The sequence below is a fragment of the Streptomyces sp. NPDC055955 genome (assembly GCF_042270245.1).
Lineage (GTDB): Bacteria > Actinomycetota > Actinomycetes > Streptomycetales > Streptomycetaceae > Streptomyces.
In genome coordinates, this window is the sequence record NZ_JBHJYS010000005.1 from 270,218 (window position 1) to 287,112 (window position 16,895).

15 protein-coding genes and 1 pseudogene are annotated in these 16,895 nt (G+C 68.1%); 4 read left to right on the forward strand and 12 right to left on the reverse strand.

What is annotated here, in order from left to right; all coding sequences use genetic code 11:
* Positions 1-11: 11 nt before the first annotated feature.
* The gene (locus ACFC96_RS12355) at positions 12-365 is read right to left on the reverse strand and encodes a winged helix-turn-helix domain-containing protein (protein WP_340460747.1); all 354 of its coding nucleotides are present in this window, start codon (positions 363-365) and stop codon (positions 12-14) included.
* A gap of 129 nt (positions 366-494) precedes the next feature.
* On the opposite strand from ACFC96_RS12355, the gene ACFC96_RS12360 reads away from it, so the two are divergent.
* Positions 495-1,256, forward strand: coding sequence for an ANTAR domain-containing protein (locus ACFC96_RS12360; protein ID WP_376611870.1), 762 nt, complete (start codon positions 495-497; stop codon positions 1,254-1,256).
* A gap of 87 nt (positions 1,257-1,343) precedes the next feature.
* Positions 1,344-1,895 (forward strand): type 1 glutamine amidotransferase domain-containing protein, encoded by a 552-nt coding sequence (locus tag ACFC96_RS12365; RefSeq protein ID WP_376612295.1) that lies wholly within the window; start codon positions 1,344-1,346, stop codon positions 1,893-1,895.
* 70 nt (positions 1,896-1,965) lie between these two features.
* Here ACFC96_RS12365 and ligD read toward each other — a convergent pair whose 3' ends face one another.
* Genes ligD through ACFC96_RS12380 form a run of 3 tightly spaced genes read right to left on the reverse strand, consistent with a single transcriptional unit; the run spans position 1,966 to position 6,095 of the window.
* Complete coding sequence (ligD, locus tag ACFC96_RS12370) at positions 1,966-2,895, reverse strand: non-homologous end-joining DNA ligase (protein ID WP_340460650.1); 930 nt, start codon at positions 2,893-2,895, stop codon at positions 1,966-1,968.
* A 15-nt stretch (positions 2,896-2,910) separates the two neighbouring features.
* Complete coding sequence (locus ACFC96_RS12375) at positions 2,911-4,758, reverse strand: transketolase (protein WP_376611872.1); 1,848 nt, start codon at positions 4,756-4,758, stop codon at positions 2,911-2,913.
* Positions 4,755-6,095: an NAD(P)/FAD-dependent oxidoreductase gene (locus ACFC96_RS12380; RefSeq protein ID WP_376611874.1), complete on the reverse strand. Its 1,341-nt coding sequence runs from the start codon at positions 6,093-6,095 to the stop codon at positions 4,755-4,757. Before ACFC96_RS12380 ends, ACFC96_RS12375 begins: the two co-directional genes overlap by 4 nt.
* Positions 6,096-6,664: 569 nt before the next feature.
* Between ACFC96_RS12380 and ACFC96_RS12385 the strand changes: the two genes are divergently transcribed.
* Together ACFC96_RS12385 and ACFC96_RS12390 are read left to right on the forward strand one after the other, a co-directional pair.
* Entirely contained in the window at positions 6,665-7,621 is a 957-nt protein-coding gene (locus ACFC96_RS12385) for an LLM class F420-dependent oxidoreductase (protein ID WP_376611875.1), read from the forward strand.
* A gap of 64 nt (positions 7,622-7,685) precedes the next feature.
* A complete protein-coding gene (locus ACFC96_RS12390; protein WP_376611877.1) occupies positions 7,686-8,222 on the forward strand; it encodes an isochorismatase family cysteine hydrolase in 537 nt (178 codons plus the stop codon).
* Positions 8,223-8,354: 132 nt separating this feature from the next.
* Here the strand turns inward: ACFC96_RS12390 and ACFC96_RS12395 are convergent, their stop codons facing one another.
* From ACFC96_RS12395 to ACFC96_RS12430, 8 genes and pseudogenes are all read right to left on the reverse strand, one after another.
* Positions 8,355-9,482, reverse strand: a complete 1,128-nt coding sequence (locus ACFC96_RS12395; protein WP_376611878.1) for an enolase C-terminal domain-like protein — start codon at positions 9,480-9,482, stop codon at positions 8,355-8,357.
* Complete coding sequence (locus ACFC96_RS12400) at positions 9,479-11,308, reverse strand: thiamine pyrophosphate-requiring protein (RefSeq protein ID WP_376611880.1); 1,830 nt, start codon at positions 11,306-11,308, stop codon at positions 9,479-9,481. The genes ACFC96_RS12395 and ACFC96_RS12400 overlap by 4 nt, the downstream gene beginning before the upstream one ends.
* A gap of 16 nt (positions 11,309-11,324) precedes the next feature.
* Positions 11,325-14,438 carry an FAD-binding and (Fe-S)-binding domain-containing protein gene (locus ACFC96_RS12405; RefSeq protein WP_376611881.1) on the reverse strand — a complete coding sequence of 1,038 codons (3,114 nt, stop codon included), beginning with the start codon at positions 14,436-14,438 and terminating at the stop codon, positions 11,325-11,327.
* A 262-nt stretch (positions 14,439-14,700) separates the two neighbouring features.
* A complete protein-coding gene (locus tag ACFC96_RS12410) occupies positions 14,701-14,892 on the reverse strand; it encodes a CsbD family protein (protein WP_376611883.1) in 192 nt (63 codons plus the stop codon).
* Between the two features lie 204 nt (positions 14,893-15,096).
* A complete protein-coding gene (locus ACFC96_RS12415; protein ID WP_376228873.1) occupies positions 15,097-15,216 on the reverse strand; it encodes an LPFR motif small protein in 120 nt (39 codons plus the stop codon).
* A gap of 287 nt (positions 15,217-15,503) precedes the next feature.
* Positions 15,504-15,668 (reverse strand): CsbD family protein, encoded by a 165-nt coding sequence (locus tag ACFC96_RS12420; RefSeq protein WP_340460860.1) that lies wholly within the window; start codon positions 15,666-15,668, stop codon positions 15,504-15,506.
* A 46-nt stretch (positions 15,669-15,714) separates the two neighbouring features.
* Positions 15,715-16,126 (reverse strand): annotated as a pseudogene (locus tag ACFC96_RS12425) (CBS domain-containing protein).
* 22 nt (positions 16,127-16,148) lie between these two features.
* Positions 16,149-16,706: a hemerythrin domain-containing protein gene (locus tag ACFC96_RS12430; protein ID WP_376611885.1), complete on the reverse strand. Its 558-nt coding sequence runs from the start codon at positions 16,704-16,706 to the stop codon at positions 16,149-16,151.
* Between the last annotated feature and the right edge of the window lie 189 nt (positions 16,707-16,895).

Sequence of the window (16,895 nt, forward strand, 5' to 3'; positions counted from 1 at the left end):
CCGGTCCGGCTTCAGCTCTCTGCATTGGCAGTCGCCTGCGCAGCCGGTTGCCCGTCACGGTGCTCCGTGTCGTGCGCGATCAAGAGGGCAAGGAGATCCGCCACACTCAACCCGGACTCGGCCGGATGACGAAGAATGGTCCCGTCCTCGACGCGATACGTGTTGGAGCGTCCGCGACGGGTGTGCGTGAGATAGCCGTCCCGCTCCAGATCCGAGACGATCTTCTGGACCGCACGCTCGGTGAGCCGGCATCTGGCCGCTATGTCGCGGATACGGGTGGTGGGGTCCTCGGCGATGGCCGCCAACACGCGAGCGTGGTTGGTGAGGAATGTCCAGCCAGTGTGTGATTCCGGTACTCCACGCATAGGGCCAAGGATAGGGTCCGATTCACGCATTCAAAAAGGTGAATCAGATTTCGTGTATCGCTTGACGTGTGCGGCGCACCGGGCGGAGGCTGAGGGAGAAGAGCGCAGGATTCGGGCTGGAGTGGTGCTATGCCAGGACGCGCAGACCTCAGGAAACTCATACCGGGAGACGACCCTCGGCCCCACGTCCCTCCCCACCCGGTGGAGGGTCACCTCCAACCTCTGACGATCAAGTTCGACGCCTCGCCGGAACGGACGGTCGTGGTGGTGTCCGGAGCCGCCGACATCGTCGGCGAGCATGCCTTGCGGGACGGCTTGCACAGAGCCCTCGTCCAGTCGGCTCGCGGAATCGATCTGGATCTCAGCAACGTGGATTTCTGTGATGGTTCCGGTCTCTACGTCCTGCTGGGCGCGCAACGTCGCGCCGTGGACGAAGGCAAGAGCATCTCTCTGCAAGCCTGCAGTCCTGCAGTGCACCGCATCCTCTCGGGCACTGGCACCCTGCCCCTCTTCGCCGCCGCCGGCCAGCAGAACGGACTCGGTCGGGCCCTGGATACGGACCACGAAGACCACGAGCCTGGGGCGAGTGCATCGGACGTGGCCGACCGGAGGCCCGCCGACACGGGCCAGGCAGAGCGGGACGAACTCGTCCAGCTCCGGCGGGCCATGAAGACCCGGCCTGTCATCGACCTCGCCCGGGGCGTCCTGATGGCCTCTTTCGGCCTGGCGCCCGAGGACGCATGGTCCGTCCTGGTCTCGGTGTCCCAGAACACCAACACCAAACTTCACGAGGTGGCCGACGGCCTCGTCCGCTCTGTCACAGGAGAGGCGCTCCCGAGCCCGGTCCGACAGGAACTTGCCGCGAGAGTCGCTGAACTCCAGCAAACGTAGCCGGCGCGTTTTGCCCTGAGCACACACATTCACATGCGCCCAGACGGACGGGGAACGGACACAGACACCAAGGGAGATGGGGCAGACATGCGTATCGCGTTTCTGACAGCGCCCGAGGGCGTCGAACAGATCGAACTCACCGACCCCTGGCAGGCGGTCGTCGACGCGGGCGACGATCCCGTCCTCGTGTCGACGAAGTCCGGGAGGATCCAGGCCTTCAACCATCTCGACAAGGCCGACACGTTTCCCGTGGACGAGGTCGTCGGCGAGGCCACGGCCGAGTCATTCGACGGGCTCGTCCTGCCGGGCGGCGTGGCCAATCCGGACGCGCTGCGCATGGATGACCGGGCGGTCTCTTTCGTCCGCGACTTCTTCGATCTGGGCCGTCCGGTAGCCGCCATCTGCCACGCACCGTGGACCCTCGTCGAAGCCGACGTCGTCTCCGACCGAGTACTCACCTCGTGGCCGAGCCTGCGGACAGACATCGGCAACGCGGGTGGCACCTGGGTCGACGAACAGGTGCGAATCTGCGAGGAAGGCCCCAACACGCTGATCACCAGCCGCAAACCGGACGACCTGAAGGCGTTCTGCGAGGCGCTTATCTCAGAGTTCGCGAAGTCTTCAGCGAAGCCTGCGTGACCGAACGCCGGGAGTTACGAGATCCTGCCCGGCCTCATAGGCCGGGCAGGATCTCGTAACAGCGCATCTGTCAGCGCAGGGAATCCAGCAGACGTCGGGCCGGGCCGAGGGACCGCCCACGCTGCATCAGCCCTGCCCAGGGATCGGCGCGGCCCTGTTCGGCGGCATCTGTGATCGACCAGCGGCGGGCGTCCAGGTGCGGGTCATCCAGTTGGCTCCATGAGATGGGCACGGCAACGGGAGCGCCGGGCTTGGCGCGGACCGCGAAAGGAGCCACTGCGGTCTGCGCGTAGGCGTTGCGCTGCACGTCGAGGTAGAGCCGGTCGCCGCGGTCCTTCTTGCGGGCCTCGATGGTGAGATCATCAGGGTGTGCGTCTGCAAGGGAGCTGGCGACGTCTGTGGCGAAGTCGCGTACCTCGTCGAAGGCGTGGCGTCGCGTGAGGGGAACGACGACGTGCAGGCCCCGCGAGCCGGTGGTCATCAGTCCCGCGGGAAGTTTCAGCTCGTCGAGCAACTCCCCCATGAATCTGGCGGCTTGGCGCACGGACGTGAAGTCACCCCCGTCGGGAGGGTCGAGGTCGAAGACCAGGCGGTCGGGCTTGTCGATCCGATCGGTTCGGTCGGTCCGGGACAGCCAACGGTGCGGCGTGATACATGCCTGGTCGGCGAGGTAGACGAGCGTCGCGGTGTCGTCGCACACGGTGTGGACGACCGTGCCCCCTTCTTTGGGCACCTCGACCCGATCGATCCAGTCCGGGTAGTGGTCAGGGGTGTTCTTCTGCATGAACTGGGGCCCGTCGATGCCGTCCGGATGGCGCTCAAGCATCAGCGGGCGACCGCGCAGGTGCGGGAGCATGAAGCGGGCGACGGCTCGGTAGTACTCGACGAGGTCGCTCTTCGTGTACTCCTTGCCGCTCCCGCTCGCCGGGAACAGCACCTTGTCCGGTCGGTGGATGTCGAGCGTGCGGCGGCCCACGCGGACCGTCTCGGTGCTGGTCATGTCGGTGTCCTCCAGTCAGCGCACGACGGCCGTCTCGACGAGCAGCCGTGCCGCGGCCGCGATCGTCTCGGCGTCGATACCGGCGGCGTGCAGTTGCTCCGCGGGACTCGCCGAGCCGGGCATCGTCCGGACGGCCAGGCGGACCAGGCGCGGTACGGGCCGGCTGTCGGTGAAGGCATCGAGCACCGCGTCCCCGATGCCGCCCTCCTCGCGGTGGTCCTCCACGGTCAGGAGGCAACCGGTGGCATCGGCGGCCTCGCGCAGGGTGCGGCGGTCGACCGGCTTGACCGAGTAGAGGTCGATCACGCGAGCCTGGACGCCTTCGCTGTCGAGCAACTCGGCGGCCTTCAGGGCCTCGTGGAGGGTGACGCCCGCCGCGACCACGGTCAGCCGGTCCTCGCCGGAGGCGCGCAGCACCTTGCTTCCGCCGATCGGGAACTCCTCCGTGGGGCTGTAGATGACGGGGGTGCCGCCGCGGGACGTGCGCAGATAGCGGATGCCGTCGAGCCCGGCCATCTCCGCGACGAGCTTGGCCGTCTGGTTGGCGTCGCACGGGTACAGCACGGTCGAGCCGTGTATCGCCCGGAACATCGCGAGGTCCTCGAGCCCCATCTGCGAAGGTCCGTCCTGGCCGATGGCGACGCCCGCGTGCGAACCGACGAGGTTGATCCCGGCCCCGCTGATCGAGGCCATCCGCACGAAGTCGTACGCACGGGTGAGGAACGCGGCGAACGTGCAGGCGTACGGCACCCAACCGCGCGTCGCCATCCCGACCGAGGTCGCGACCAACTGCTGCTCGGCGATGTAGCACTCGAAGAAGCGATCGGGGTGCGCCTTGGCGAAGAACTCGGCGCGCGTCGAGTCGCTCACCTCGCCGTCCAGGGCGACGACGTTGCCCCGGGCGGTTCCGACGGCGGCGAGCGCCTTCCCGTAGGCGTCGCGGGTGGCGACCTCGTCGCCGGTCTCGTAGCGGGGAAGGTCCGCACGCCTTGCTTCCACGGAATGCAGCATCCGTGCGGCGGGCGGGTGGTGCACCTCGACGCGAAGGTCTCGCACGCCGCCGAGCTCGGCGATCGCTTCCTCGGGGTCCGGCAGCGGTTTGCCGTGCATCCCCTCGCGGTCCTGGACGGAGGCCACGCCCTTGCCCTTGAGGGTGCGGGCGAGGATCGCGGTCGGCTGCCCGGCGGTGGAGAGGGCCTCTTCGTACGCGTGGTCGACGGCGTCGATGTCGTGGCCGTCGATCTCGACGGTGTGCCAGCCGAAGGCCTGGAAGCGGCGCGCGTAGGCCTTCAGGTCGTGTCCGTGCCGGGTCGGGCCGCGCTGGCCGAGGCGGTTGACGTCGACGATCGCGGTGAGATTGTCCAGGTGCTCGTATCCGGCGTGCTCGGCGGCCTCCCACACGGAGCCCTCGGCGAGCTCGCTGTCCCCGCACAGCACCCAGACGCGGTATCCCGTACGGTCGAGCCGCTTGCCGGCCAGTGCGATGCCCACGCCGACGGGCAGCCCCTGTCCGAGCGAGCCGGTGGCCGTCTCGACCCACGGCAGCCGCCGGGGAGTCGGATGGCCTTCCAGCCGGCTGTCGAGCCTGCGGAAGGTCAGCAGTTCGGTGTCGTTGATCGCGCCCACCGCCTTGTACGCGGCGTACAGCAGCGGTGAGGCGTGCCCCTTCGAGAGCACGAAACGGTCGTTGCCGGGGTGTGCGGGGCGGTCGAAGTCGTAGCGCATGTGGTTCGCCAGGAGTACGGCCATCAGGTCGGCGGCCGACATCGAGGAGGTCGGATGCCCGGAGCCGGCCGCGGCGGACGCACGAACGCTGTCGACGCGCAGCTGCTGGGCGAGTTCCGTGAGTTGACGAGTGTTCATGTCGCTCCTTCCGAAGGGCTGTCGCGTCGGTCAGCGTCTCCCGCTACATGCACCAGTTCGGGCGACGCAGTATTCAGCGGCACCGACCGCGATCGGACCAGGCCCAACTGCACTGCCTGACGCGGCAGTACGGCGTCCAGCAGCCAGTCCGCTGCAACTCGGATACGGTTGCCGGGCATGGCAGCAAGGTGATATCCGCGGGTCACAGCCCCGGCGAGCGGGCCGGACAGTGCTACGCCCAGCGGGTTGGCCGCTGCCTTCGCGCCGCCCAGGTCGACGGTGAAGCCGAGGTCACGATGACGGTAGGCACGGCGCTCTCCGATTCCGAGCGATGCCGCCACGTTGCGGCCCGCGATCTTCCCGTGCCGCCAGGCGTGCTGTGCGGTCATCGGCGTGTATTGGCCGGGCCTTTCAAGGTCAGGTACAGCGGCGGCGTCTCCGCAGGCGAACACCTCAGGGTGCTCGGGGACTTGGAGGTGGGGATCGACGAGCAGCCGGCCGTTCTCCATGGGCAGTCCGAGGCCCTCGGCGAGCGGATCGGGCCGTACGCCGACACACCAGACCAGGGTCCGGCTCTCGATGAACTCGCCGTCGCTGAGCAGCACTCCGTTCGAGGTCGCCTCTTTGACAGAGGTCTCGGTGCGCACGTCCACGTCACGCCGGCGCAGCACGCGGTCGGCCGTGCGCGAGAGCCGCTCGTCCAGCTCGGGCAGGACGCGCTCGGCGATGTCGAGCAGCAGCCACCGGGGCCGCATGCCTTCCCGTAGCGGCTGCTTGCGCACCAGCGCGTCGGTGAGCAGCTGCCCGTGGGCCGCGATCTCCGTACCGGTGTAGCCGGCACCGACCACCACGAATGTGCAGCGCGAGGCACAGGTCTTGGGGTCGTCGGCAGTAGCGAGCTCGATCTGGCGGGTCACGTGGTCGCGCAGGTAGAGCGCCTCAGGCAGTCCTCGGAAGCCGTGTGCGTGCTCGGCGACGCCCGGAATGGGCAGCAGTTTGTTGACGCTTCCCGCGGCCAGCACGAGCCGGTCGTACGTGAGCGTGCCCTCGCCACCCTCGGGATCGCTGTAGTGCACCGTTTGTCCCTTGAGGTCGATGCTGTCGGCCTCGCCCAGCACCAGCCTCACGTGGGGCAGGGTGCCGGTGAGCGAGACGGTGACACGGCGTGGCTCCAGGACGCCCGCGGCGACCTGAGGCAGCAGGGGCAGATACAGAAAGTGGTCGGTCGGGTTGAGGAGGATGATCTCCGCCTTGTGCCGGGCCAGCCGGGACAGGGTGCGGGCCGTCTGATATCCGGCGAAGCCGGCACCGACGATCACGATGCGAGGTCGCGCCACGTTTCGCCTCCGAGGTGGTCGCTCATACGGGCTTACCGCGTCCCCCTGCCCGGAGCGGCCAAACGCTGCAGGACGGCCCAGGTGAGAATCTCCCGGGCGAGATGCTCGCCCAAGCCCTGTCTTACGAAGCCATCGGGCCTACCACCAGGCTCCGCCCCACACGACCGCCGCCGCGCCACGGAGGTCTGAGCAGCTGGGTCGCGTGTGCGGCGCCGCCCTTGGCCGGCAAGGCCCATTCGTTCCACGCCGTTTGACACGAAGGGACCTGGGCCGTGCAGGGGACCGCCTTGCCGTCCTGCCGTCGATCGAGCGTGTGCAGCCGGCCGGGTTCTCCGCACTGCGAGCGGAGCAGAGCCTGGCCGGTGCCTCGTGGGGTGCACGGCCATGAACCGCTCGCGCTGACGCCACCTGCCGCGCATGCGTCCGGGCCGCCCGCCCCTAGAGTGACGACCGAGCGCCGGAGCATCGCCGTCCGCGGCTGCGTATGGTCGCAGTGGGCGCGGGAAAGTTTCCTCGTCCGCCGTCGGGCCACTCGGGTGAGGAGTCCCTTCACTCCCTGAGGAGTCCTCATGACGGAATTCGGCTATTTCCTGTCCTGCGAAGAGCACACACCGGGCGAGCTGGTGGAACAGGCGCGGATGGCGGAACAAGCAGGATTCACCTCGCTGTGGATCTCCGACCACTACCATCCGTGGAACGGCAACCAGGGGCAGAGCGCGTTCGTCTGGTCAGTGATCGGCGCGCTCTCTCAAGCCGTGTCGCTTCCCGTGGAAACCGCCGTGACCTGCCCCATCATGCGGATGCACCCGGCCGTAGTCGCTCAGGCGGCCGCTACAAGTGCCGTCCAGCTCGGCGGCCGGTTCCGACTGGGCATCGGCACCGGGGAAGCTCTCAACGAGCACATTCTGGGCGATGCCTGGCCCGAGGCACCTGTCCGGCTGGAGATGCTGGAAGAGGCGGTCCACGTGATGCGGCGCCTGTTCACCGGAGACCAGATCAGCCATCGCGGCAAGTACTACACCGTGGAGAACGCCCGGCTCTTCACCGTCCCTGACGAGCCCGTGCCCATCGATGTCTCGGCCTTCGGCTCGCAGGCCGCCGAGCTGGCAGGCCGGATCGCGGACGGCCTCATCACCATGGCCCCGGACACCGCCGCCATCGAACGGTTCCGCCGCAGCGGTGGCGGAACCAAGCCGGTGGCTGCGGGTCTCAAGGTCTGCTGGGGCACGGACGCGACAGAGGCCGTCCGCATCGCTCACCGCCTCTGGGCGAACGCGCATCTGCCGGGCGAACTCGCCCAGATCCTGCCCACTCCGCGCCACTTCGAGCAGGCTTCAGAACTGGTCACACCCGAGCGCGTCGAGGCGAACCTGACTTGCGGGGACGATGTCGACGCCCACGTGACGGCGGTCAAGGAGTACGTCGACGCCGGCTTCGACACTGTCTACGTCAATCAGATCGGCAAGGACCAGCAAGGGTTCTTCGACTTCTATCGCACCAAGGTGCTGTCGCAGCTCGGGACCTGAATCACCTGACGCGGACCGCAGACTGGGAGGGGGGCACCGGAACACGACATGCAAGGGAAAAGGCATGGGAAGGACCGCGCTCGTCGTCATCGACATGATCAACACATACGACCACGACGACGCCCACCTGCTGCTGCCCAGTGCGGAGGCCGCGCTCCCGGCCATCGTGCGGCTGCTCGAACGTGCCCGCGAGAGCGGCGTTCCGGTCATCTACGCGAACGACAACTTCGGGCAGTGGAGATCCCATCACGGCGAGCTCCTGGAGACCGCCCTCTCGGGCCCGCACGCGGACCTCGTCCGCCCCCTCAGCCCGGAAGAGGATTCTCTCTTCATCGTCAAGGCACGGCATTCCATCTTCTTCGAGACGCCTCTCAGCTATCTCCTGCGGCAGCGAGGAATCGATCGCGTCGTGCTGTGCGGCCAGGTCACGGAGCAGTGCATCCTCTATTCGGCGCTGGACGCCCACATCCGTCACCTCGAGGTGACGGTGCCCCGTGACGCGGTCGCCCACATCCACGAGGATCTGGCGGATGCCGCTCTGCGGATGATGGAGCGGAACATGGGCGCCGACATCGTGGTCGCCGATCAGATCGCGTTCTGACCCGGGTGTCGGTGACTGCTGACGGAGCCGACCGGGGTTACGGCCTACTCAAAGAGGCTCCGTCGCAGGGCCTGCGTCGGCGCTTCCGGCATCAGCACGTGTACGAACGGTTGCAGGAGGTTGCCTGGCCGATCACTGGACTCGGAACGGCTCCGCTGCCTGGTGGCGGAAGGTCAGACCGTGTCCTGCGGCGCCGCTCGCCCCAGGGCGAATGGTTCCGCCTGCCGGGTCCAGCGCTCCGTCGAAAAGGAGGGTCTCGATCCGTACGTGGTCGTGGAACCACTCCAGATGACGGATGTTGGGCACGGCGGCAGCCGCGTGGGCGTGAACGTGGGGGGCGCAGTGACCCGAGATCTCGAGTCCGGCCGCCTCGGCCAGCGCGGCGGCACGCAGCCAGACGGTGATTCCCCCACACCGCGTGGCATCCGCCTGAAGACAGTCCACCGATCCCGCGTCGATCATGTGCCAGAAGTACGGGAGCGTGTATCCGTACTCCCCCGCGGCGACGTCGATCGCCGTCGACGCGCGAATCTGCGCGAGTCCGTCCAGGTCGTCGGAGGAAACCGGCTCCTCGAACCAAGTGACGCCATGGTCTTCGAGGTGGCCGGCTACGCGGGTGGCCTGTTTTCGGGTGTAGGCACCGTTGGCATCCACGTACAGCTCGCTGTCGCCGCCGACGCTTCGGCGGGCTTTTGCGACGCGGTCCAGGTCGCGCGGTTCGGCCGTTCCCCACGACTCGCCGATTTTGATCTTGACTCTGGGAATGCCCTGGGCTTCCACCCAGGCGCGCAGCTGACGGTCCTGCTGCTGGTCGTCGTACGTCGTGAAGCCGCCGCTGCCGTAGAGGGGGACGTCCTTGGTGCTCACCCCGAACAGGCGGGTGAGCGGTAGCTCCAGAAGGCGCGCCTTCAGGTCCCACAAGGCGATGTCGACGGCGGAGATGGCTCCGGCGACGAGGCCGGGGCGGCCCGCGTTGCGGACCGCCCTGGTCATCGCCTCGTTGGCCGCGGGGACGTCCCATGCGCAACGGCCTGTCACGACCTGGGAGAGTTCCTGGTCCACGACACTGGCGGTGGCGGCTGCTCCGTAGGTGTAGCCGAGGCCGACAGTGCCGGCGGAGCGCGCCCGCACGAGGATCAGCGTCGTCGAGTCCCAGGCCAGCGTCCCGTCGGCCTCCGGCGCGTCGGTGGGCACGGTGTAGACAGCGGCTTCGACGGAGTCGATCGCGGGGTCGGGACCGGGCCTGTTGACCCCGGTCATCGTCCTCCTTGCCCGTCCTCGGTGTCCGCCGCGTCGTCGCGGCGCCGGCCGGGCAGCATCTCCTGCATCTTCGCCTTGAGGCCCTGCTTGATCATCGCTCCCCGGTCACTGTCGCCCTTGACGATCGACAGGGCCGCAGCCTCGATCTGGTCGAGGCTGGCATGCGGGGGGATGGGCGGCACGGCCGGGTCGGTGCGGAAGTCAATGACGAAAGGACGGTCCGCGCCCAGCGCCCGGTGCCAGGCCGACTCGACGTCGCCGGGTTTTTCCACCCGCGCGCCCTCCAGCCCGATCGAGCGGGCGAAGTCGGCGTAGGGCACATCGGGAAGGGCCTGTGAGGGCAGGAACTGAGGGGCACCCGACATGGCGCGCATCTCCCAGGTCACCTGGTTGAGGTCCTGGTTGTTGAGGACCACGACGATCAGGCGCGGGTCCTGCCACTCCGGCCAGTACTTCGCTGCGGTGATGAGTTCTGCCAGGCCGTTCATCTGCATCGCCCCGTCCCCGACGATGGCGATGGCGGGCCGGTCCGGATGGGCGAACTTGGCGCCGATGACGTACGGCACTCCGGGGCCCATGGTGGCGAGCGTGCCGGAGAGCGAGCCGCGCATGTTCCCACGCATCCGCAGGTGCCGGGCGTACCAGTTCGCAGCGGAGCCGGAGTCAGCGGCCAGCATCACGTTCGACGGCAGCAGCGCGTCCAGGGCGTGTACGACGTATTCGGGGTTGATCGGATCCGCCTCCACCGCGGCCCGCCGCTCCATGACCTCCCACCAGCGGACGGTGTCCTTCTCGATCTTCTTGCGCCAGGAACCGTGCTTCTTCCGCTTCAGATGCGGGAGCAGGGCCTTGAGCGTCGCGCCCGCGTCGCCGACGAGGTTGACCTCGAACGGATAGCGCAGGCCGATCATGTACGGATCGATGTCGATCTGCACCGCGCGCGCCTGGTCGAGGTCAGGCATGAACTGGGTGTAGGGAAAGCTGGATCCCACCACCAGCAGGGTGTCGCAGTCCTGCATGAGTTCGTACGAGGGCCGGGTGCCGAGCAGGCCGATCGACCCGGTGACGTACGGCAGGTCGTCGGCAAGCGCGTCCTTGCCGAGCAGCGCCTTTGCCACCCCGGCCCCCAGAACGTCCGCGAGCTGTTCGACCTCGGCCCGCGCGCCCCGCGCGCCCTGTCCGATGAGGATCGCGACCTTCTCCCCCGCGTTCAGCACCTGGGCCGCCCGCTCGATCTCGGCCGGGTCGGGGACGGGCGCGTATGCCCCCATCCCGAGGCTGGAGGGCACCATCTTGAAGGCGTGCGTGGGAGGCGTGTAGTCGAGTTCCTGGACGTCGGCCGGGATGATCACCGCGGTGACCGTCCGCTTGGCGTACGCCGTCCTCATCGCCCGGTCGATCACGTTGGGCAGCTGCTCGGGGACGGTCACCATCTCGCAGAAGTCGGAGGCAACGTCCTTGTACAGACTCAGCAGGTCGACCTCCTGCTGATAGGAGCCTCCCATCGCGCTGCGGTTCGTCTGGCCGACGATCGCCACGACAGGAACGTGGTCGAGTTTGGCGTCGTACAGGCCGTTGAGCAGGTGGATCGCTCCGGGCCCCGAAGTCGCGGCACACACACCGACCTTGCCGGAGAACTTCGCATAGCCGACCGCCTCGAACGCGGACATCTCCTCGTGCCGCGACTGAATGAACTGCGGCTTGTTGTCCGCCCGTCCCCACGCCGCGAGGAGACCGTTGATCCCGTCGCCCGCGTAGGCGAAGACATGCTCGACTCCCCACTCGCGCAGGCGCTGCAGGATGTAGTCGGAGACCTTGGTCGACATGAATGACTCTCCTTCGTCAGTCGTGGGGTGTGTTCCTCAACAGCCGCCTCGCGGCGTACGCGGCGCCGGCGGCCGCCATACCGGCCGCGCCGAGTACCGCCGCCGAGACGAGGCGGCCGGCACGGGCCGAAACGGTGGGCCGGTCCACGGCCTTCTCCGGATGATCGACGGGCAGGTGTCCGTCGAGGCCGAGTGCGAGGGCCTCGGCAAGGTGGATCGCGCGCCGGCCGGTCGCGCCCTGCTCGATCTGGGTACGGCAGCTGAATCCGTCCGCCAGCACGAGCGCGCCGGGTGCCGCGTCCCGCACGGCCGGCAGCACGCCTTGCTCACCGATAGCCATGGAGAGGTCGTGGTGTCCGCGTTCGAAGCCGAAATTGCCGGCAAGGCCGCAGCAGCCGGCGTCCAGCACTTCCGCATCGATGCCCGCGCGACGCATGAGTTCACGGTCGGCGTCGAACTGCGTGACCGCGTACTGGTGACAGTGGGTCTGCGTCGTCGCCCTCAGGGCCAAAAGCGGCGGGCGCCAGTCCTCGGGGGTGTCGTTGAGCAGGAGTTCGGCGAAGGTGCGGAACTGCCGGGACAGCCGTTGCACGTCCTGGTCGTGCGGCATCAGCTCCGGTGCGTCCGCCCTGAACACGGCGGTGCAGGAAGGCTCGAGGCCGACGATGGGGGTGCCTGCCGCAATCCAGGGGCGCAGCACGTCGACAGTCCGGTTCAGCACCCTCTTCGCCGTGGCCAGCTGCCCGGTGGAGATCCAAGTGAGGCCGCAGCACACGGCCTGGGTCGGTACCGCGACGCGGAATCCCGCGTGCTCCAGCACCCTGACTGCCGCCTTGGCGACGGCGGGGTGGAAGTAGGTGCTGAACGTGTCCGGCCACAGCACGACGGTGCGTTCGTCCGCCGGATCGGGTTCGGGTGTGTCCCTCGCGGCCCACCATTGGACGAACGACTCCTGTGCGAAGGCGGGCGCGTGCCGTTCGGCCGCCACCCCTGCCAGACGTTTGCCCATGCGGGCGAGACCGGGGGCGTTCAGTGCCGCGTTCACGATGCGCGGCGCGATCCGCGACAGGCGCGCCCACGCGGGGAGCCAGCCCAGTGCGTAATGTGCGGCCGGCCGCAGTCGGCGTGCGTAGTGGTGCGACAGGAACTCGGCTTTGTACGTGGCCATGTCGACGCCCACGGGACAGTCGGACTTGCACCCTTTGCAGGCCAGACACAGATCGAGAGCATCGCGCACCTCGGTGGATCGCCAACCGTCGGTCACCGCCGAGTCCGCATGCCCGCTCAGCATCTCGAACAACAAGCGGGCTCGCCCGCGCGTGGAATGCTCCTCCTCTCCGGTGGCCCGGTACGACGGACACATCACCCCGCCGCTGTGGGACCGGCAGTTTCCGATCCCCACGCAGCGCATCACGGCACGGGTGAAAGAACCCTGGTCGTCGGGGAACTGAAAGTGGGTCTCGTCATCGCGCGGGCGCCACAGCGGGCCCAGCCGAAGGTTTTCATCGACCCGCCGAGGCTCCACGACCTTGCCCGGATTCATCCGGTTGTCGGGATCAAAAAGCGTTTTGACCTGACCGAACGCGGCGACGAGCCGCTCGCCGAACATCCTCGGCAGGAGCTCGCCGCGCGCCTGCCCGTCGCCGTGTTCGCCCGACAGTGAACCGCCGTAGGAGGTGACCAGATCCGCGGCACGGAGCAGGAACTCCCGGAAGTCGGCCACACCGTCTGCACTCGTCAGGTCGAAGGGGATGCGGGTGTGCACACATCCCTGCCCGAAATGCCCATAGAGAGATGGGTGGTCGTAGCCGAACTCGTCAAACAGTGCCCTCAGTTCACGCAGGTAGTCGCCGAGCCGTTCCGGTGGGACGGCCGAGTCTTCCCACCCCTCCCAGGTCTCCCTGCCGTCGGGCGGCCGCGCCGTCACACCGAGCCCTGCCTCCCGTGCCCGAAGCATCTGGTGCTCACGGGCCGGATCGTCGGAGAACGCGACCGTCGCGTCCTTCTCCTCACGCCCCAGGGCCGTGACCAGCGCTCGCGCCTGGCGGTCGACGTCATCCTGGGTGTCGCCGCTGAACTGAACGAGCAGCCAGCTCTCTCCTTGGGGCAACGCATCGAGCGAATCCAGATACGCGTGCTCCTCTCTCATCAACTGCGCCATGCGTCCGTCGATGGCTTCCAGTTGGGTCGGCACGCTGTGCTCAAGGAGGCGCGGAACGTCGTCGGCGGCCGTACAGATGTCGTCGTAGCCGAGGACGAGCAGGGCCTCGCAGGGCGGTACCGGCACCAGGTCCAGTTCGGCACGCAGGACGGTGACGAGGGTTCCCTCGCTCCCGACCAGCGCCCGTCCCACGTCGAATCCCTTTTCCGGCAGGAGCGAGTCCAGGTTGTACCCCGACACGCGGCGCGGGATGGCGGGAAAGCCCCGTCGTACATCCCCTAGACAGCGATCGATGATCTCCCGCAGCCCTCGGTACAGGTCGGCCCTGCGCCCGCCGGCGGCAAGGATCTCCTCGAACTCCGTATCAGAAGTGGGCCCCACCCAGCAGCGCGTACCGTCATACGTAAGGATCTCCAGCCGTCGTACGTTGTCGACGGTCTTGCCGTACGCCTGGGCGGAGCCTCCGCAGGAGTTGTTACCGATCATCCCGCCCAATGAACAGTGGCTGTGGGTCGAGGGCTTCGGACCGAACTTCAGCTGGTGCTCCGACAGTTGCCGGTTCAGCTCGTCCAGCACAATGCCCGGCTCCACCACGCACGTGCGCCTGGCCACGTCGACGGACACCAGCTTGTCGCAGTACTTGGTCCAGTCGATGACGACGGCAGCGTTGGTGCACTGACCCGCAAGACTCGTTCCGCCGCCACGGGACAGCACGGGTGCGTCGAATTCGGCGCACACGGCGATTGTCTCCGCACCCGCATCGACGGTTCGCGGCACCACCACGCCGATCGGCACCTGGCGGTAGTTCGAGCCGTCCGTCGCGTAGGCGCCCAGGCTGCCGGCGTCGAAGCGGACCTCACCATCCACCCGCCGCGACAGCTCACGCCGCAGCGCCGAAACGTCGACGGTCGGGCCCGCCTCCGTTAGGCCGGGGCCCTCGCCGGACGGCGCGCCGCCCTTTGAGGCCATCTGTCACCTCCCTTCTCCATGGGTCCGAGAACCCGTGCCGCGTCTGTCGTTCGGCGTCCCAGCACCCAAAGCCGCGGTGTCCAGGTCCCGTCTTCGGCACTTTCGGCCTCGTCGTCCTCGCCATGGGTCGCCGAGATCCAGGCCCGAGTTCCCAGCACACCCTCCGACTAACGGACACAGACAGTGACGAACGGGTAGGCGAGTCCGCGCACGCAGGAGCCCCCACCCATTTGGTGGGTGGGGGCCTTCCACGAAGTGAGGGTCAGCTGTGGCGGCGCTTGAGGGGCTCAGCAGCCCCTCGGGCACGATCGTGGACCTCGCGCAGCGACTCCCCGGCCTCGCCCCTCGCCTGATCGGCCCTGCCCTCGGCCTCCTGGGCGCGATGGCCGGTGACCTTGCCGGTCGTCTCCCTGGCCTTGCCCTTGACCTTGTCTGTGCCGCCCTTACCAGCCATGACAACTCCTCGTTCTCTGTGGCGTCTTGTGTGACGACTGCTCCTCCAACGTAGGAGAGACGAAGAGAGATCGCCCGCCGTACGGTTACACTGTGTCACCGAGCCTCATGGTCGGGATGGCACGCCCATAAGGGCAGTGAAGGAGGTCGATCGTTCCACCGCGAGCAGGACGAACGGTCGCGCTCCGAGCGTCCGGGGACGTCGTCAGCCCGCCGAGCGTGATGCCCCGCCGAACAGCCGGGCGAGAGCCCTGAACGGCAGGGTCACAACGGCGGCGAGCGTGCTGCCGATGGCGCGGAGCACATCGGCGATGGCGCGGAACATGGGCGGCCTCCTGGACGTGTCTGTCAGGGTGTGTCGCGTCTATGGGGGTACGGCGCTCGGGCACCCTCGCGCGCTGCAGGCACTCGACATGACGGCGGTGTGTCTACGCCGCGCAGTGCTGCGACGCCGAGACCTGCCGGGGGTGCGCCGGTGGGAGGCGCGTGCGCATGAACTCCTGCACAAGGCGACTGGCGTGCCGCCCCAGGGGGAGACCTCGGCCCCTCAAACACAGGGGCAAGGTCTCCGCATGTTTGGGAGTTTCGGTCGTGTCCTTACGGATTCGAGTCCTAGGCATCGCGGCCACGGTCGTGGACCTCGCGCATGGCCTTGCTCGTCTCCGCCTTCGCCTGGTCAGCTTTGCCATCGGCTTGCATGCGGCGGTGGCCGGCGAGCTTACCGACCATCTCCTTCACCTTGCCCTTGGCCTTGTTCCTACCGACCTTGCCAGTCATGGTGACTCCTTCTTCCCACGTCGCCGGCTTGGGCGGCCGGCGATCGTCAGTCGGTGGACAGCGCTTCGAGGAGCTGTCCGACCCGCGGGTCCGGCAGGGCGCGCGATGTCGGCCGGCGCGACCATGCCGATCAGCATGTTCCCGTCGATGACGTGGCAACCTGCGGACCTAGTGCGCTGACATCGTGCGCAGTATCTCGGCGGCGTCGTCATCGGCACCGATGGTCGCGGCCTCGCCCTGCGCCAGCTCTCCCGCCGTGTGCGCCGGCCCCTTCCCTCGCCCAGAACCTTCACCACGATGTCGCGGTCGGTCAGAACGCCCTTGAGCCTCTCGTTGCCGCCGCAGATAGGCAGCGCTCCGACACCGAGACCCGTCACCTTGCGCGCCGCGGCCAGAAGGCTCTCGTGCTCACCGACACACTCTGCGTCTGCGGTCATGATCTCTCTCGCAGTCGCCATCATGCGCTCCCATGGTGGTCGTTCAGCGCTTGCGGCCGGTCAGAAGGTCACGGGCTCGATCGACGAGACCGACGCCGGGGCCGAGGATCTTGTTGCCGGGAGGTGTGGTGGGTACGGAAGGGTGCGGGCGGGTCGGGGACGTCTTCTTGGCCTTGCGGACCTTGTCTCCCAGCTCCTCCAGCTCCTGCGGTGTGCAGGCAGCTGCCAGCAGCGGAAAGAGCCGGCCCTCCTCGTCGCGGATGTGTTCGGTGACCTCGGACTTCAGCTTCGCCACGAGTGTGTCGAACTGATCGTCGTCGGCGTCGCGGCCTTCGAGATCCTTGAGCAGCCGCTCTGCCTCGGCATGGTCCTCGAGCTCCTTGTCCGCCAAGACGTCGCCGCCGTCGACGTGCTCACGCACCGCCGGGTAGAGGTACTGCTCCTCGGCGACCGAGTGCCGTACCAGCTCGACGGTCAGTTCATCCGCCAGTTCGCGGCGCCGGGTGTCCCGGGCCGGCTGCGCCTCGATGCGGATGAACAGCTCGTCCACCTCGCGATGGTCGACTGTCAGCTCCGCGATGACGTTTCCACCGTGCCCCATGGCCGGGTCCTCCTTTTCGATCTGGTCACCGAGAACGAGTCGGCGCACTCGCCCTCTGGACCGCCTGGGTACCCGAAGGCCACGCCGCCACACATGCCCGTACCTCGCCGGCCGGCACGCCCGTGCTCGTTTCCGCCGACACACCACCGTCGCCCGGAGCCATCACGAGCTCATCGATTCCACGGCGTC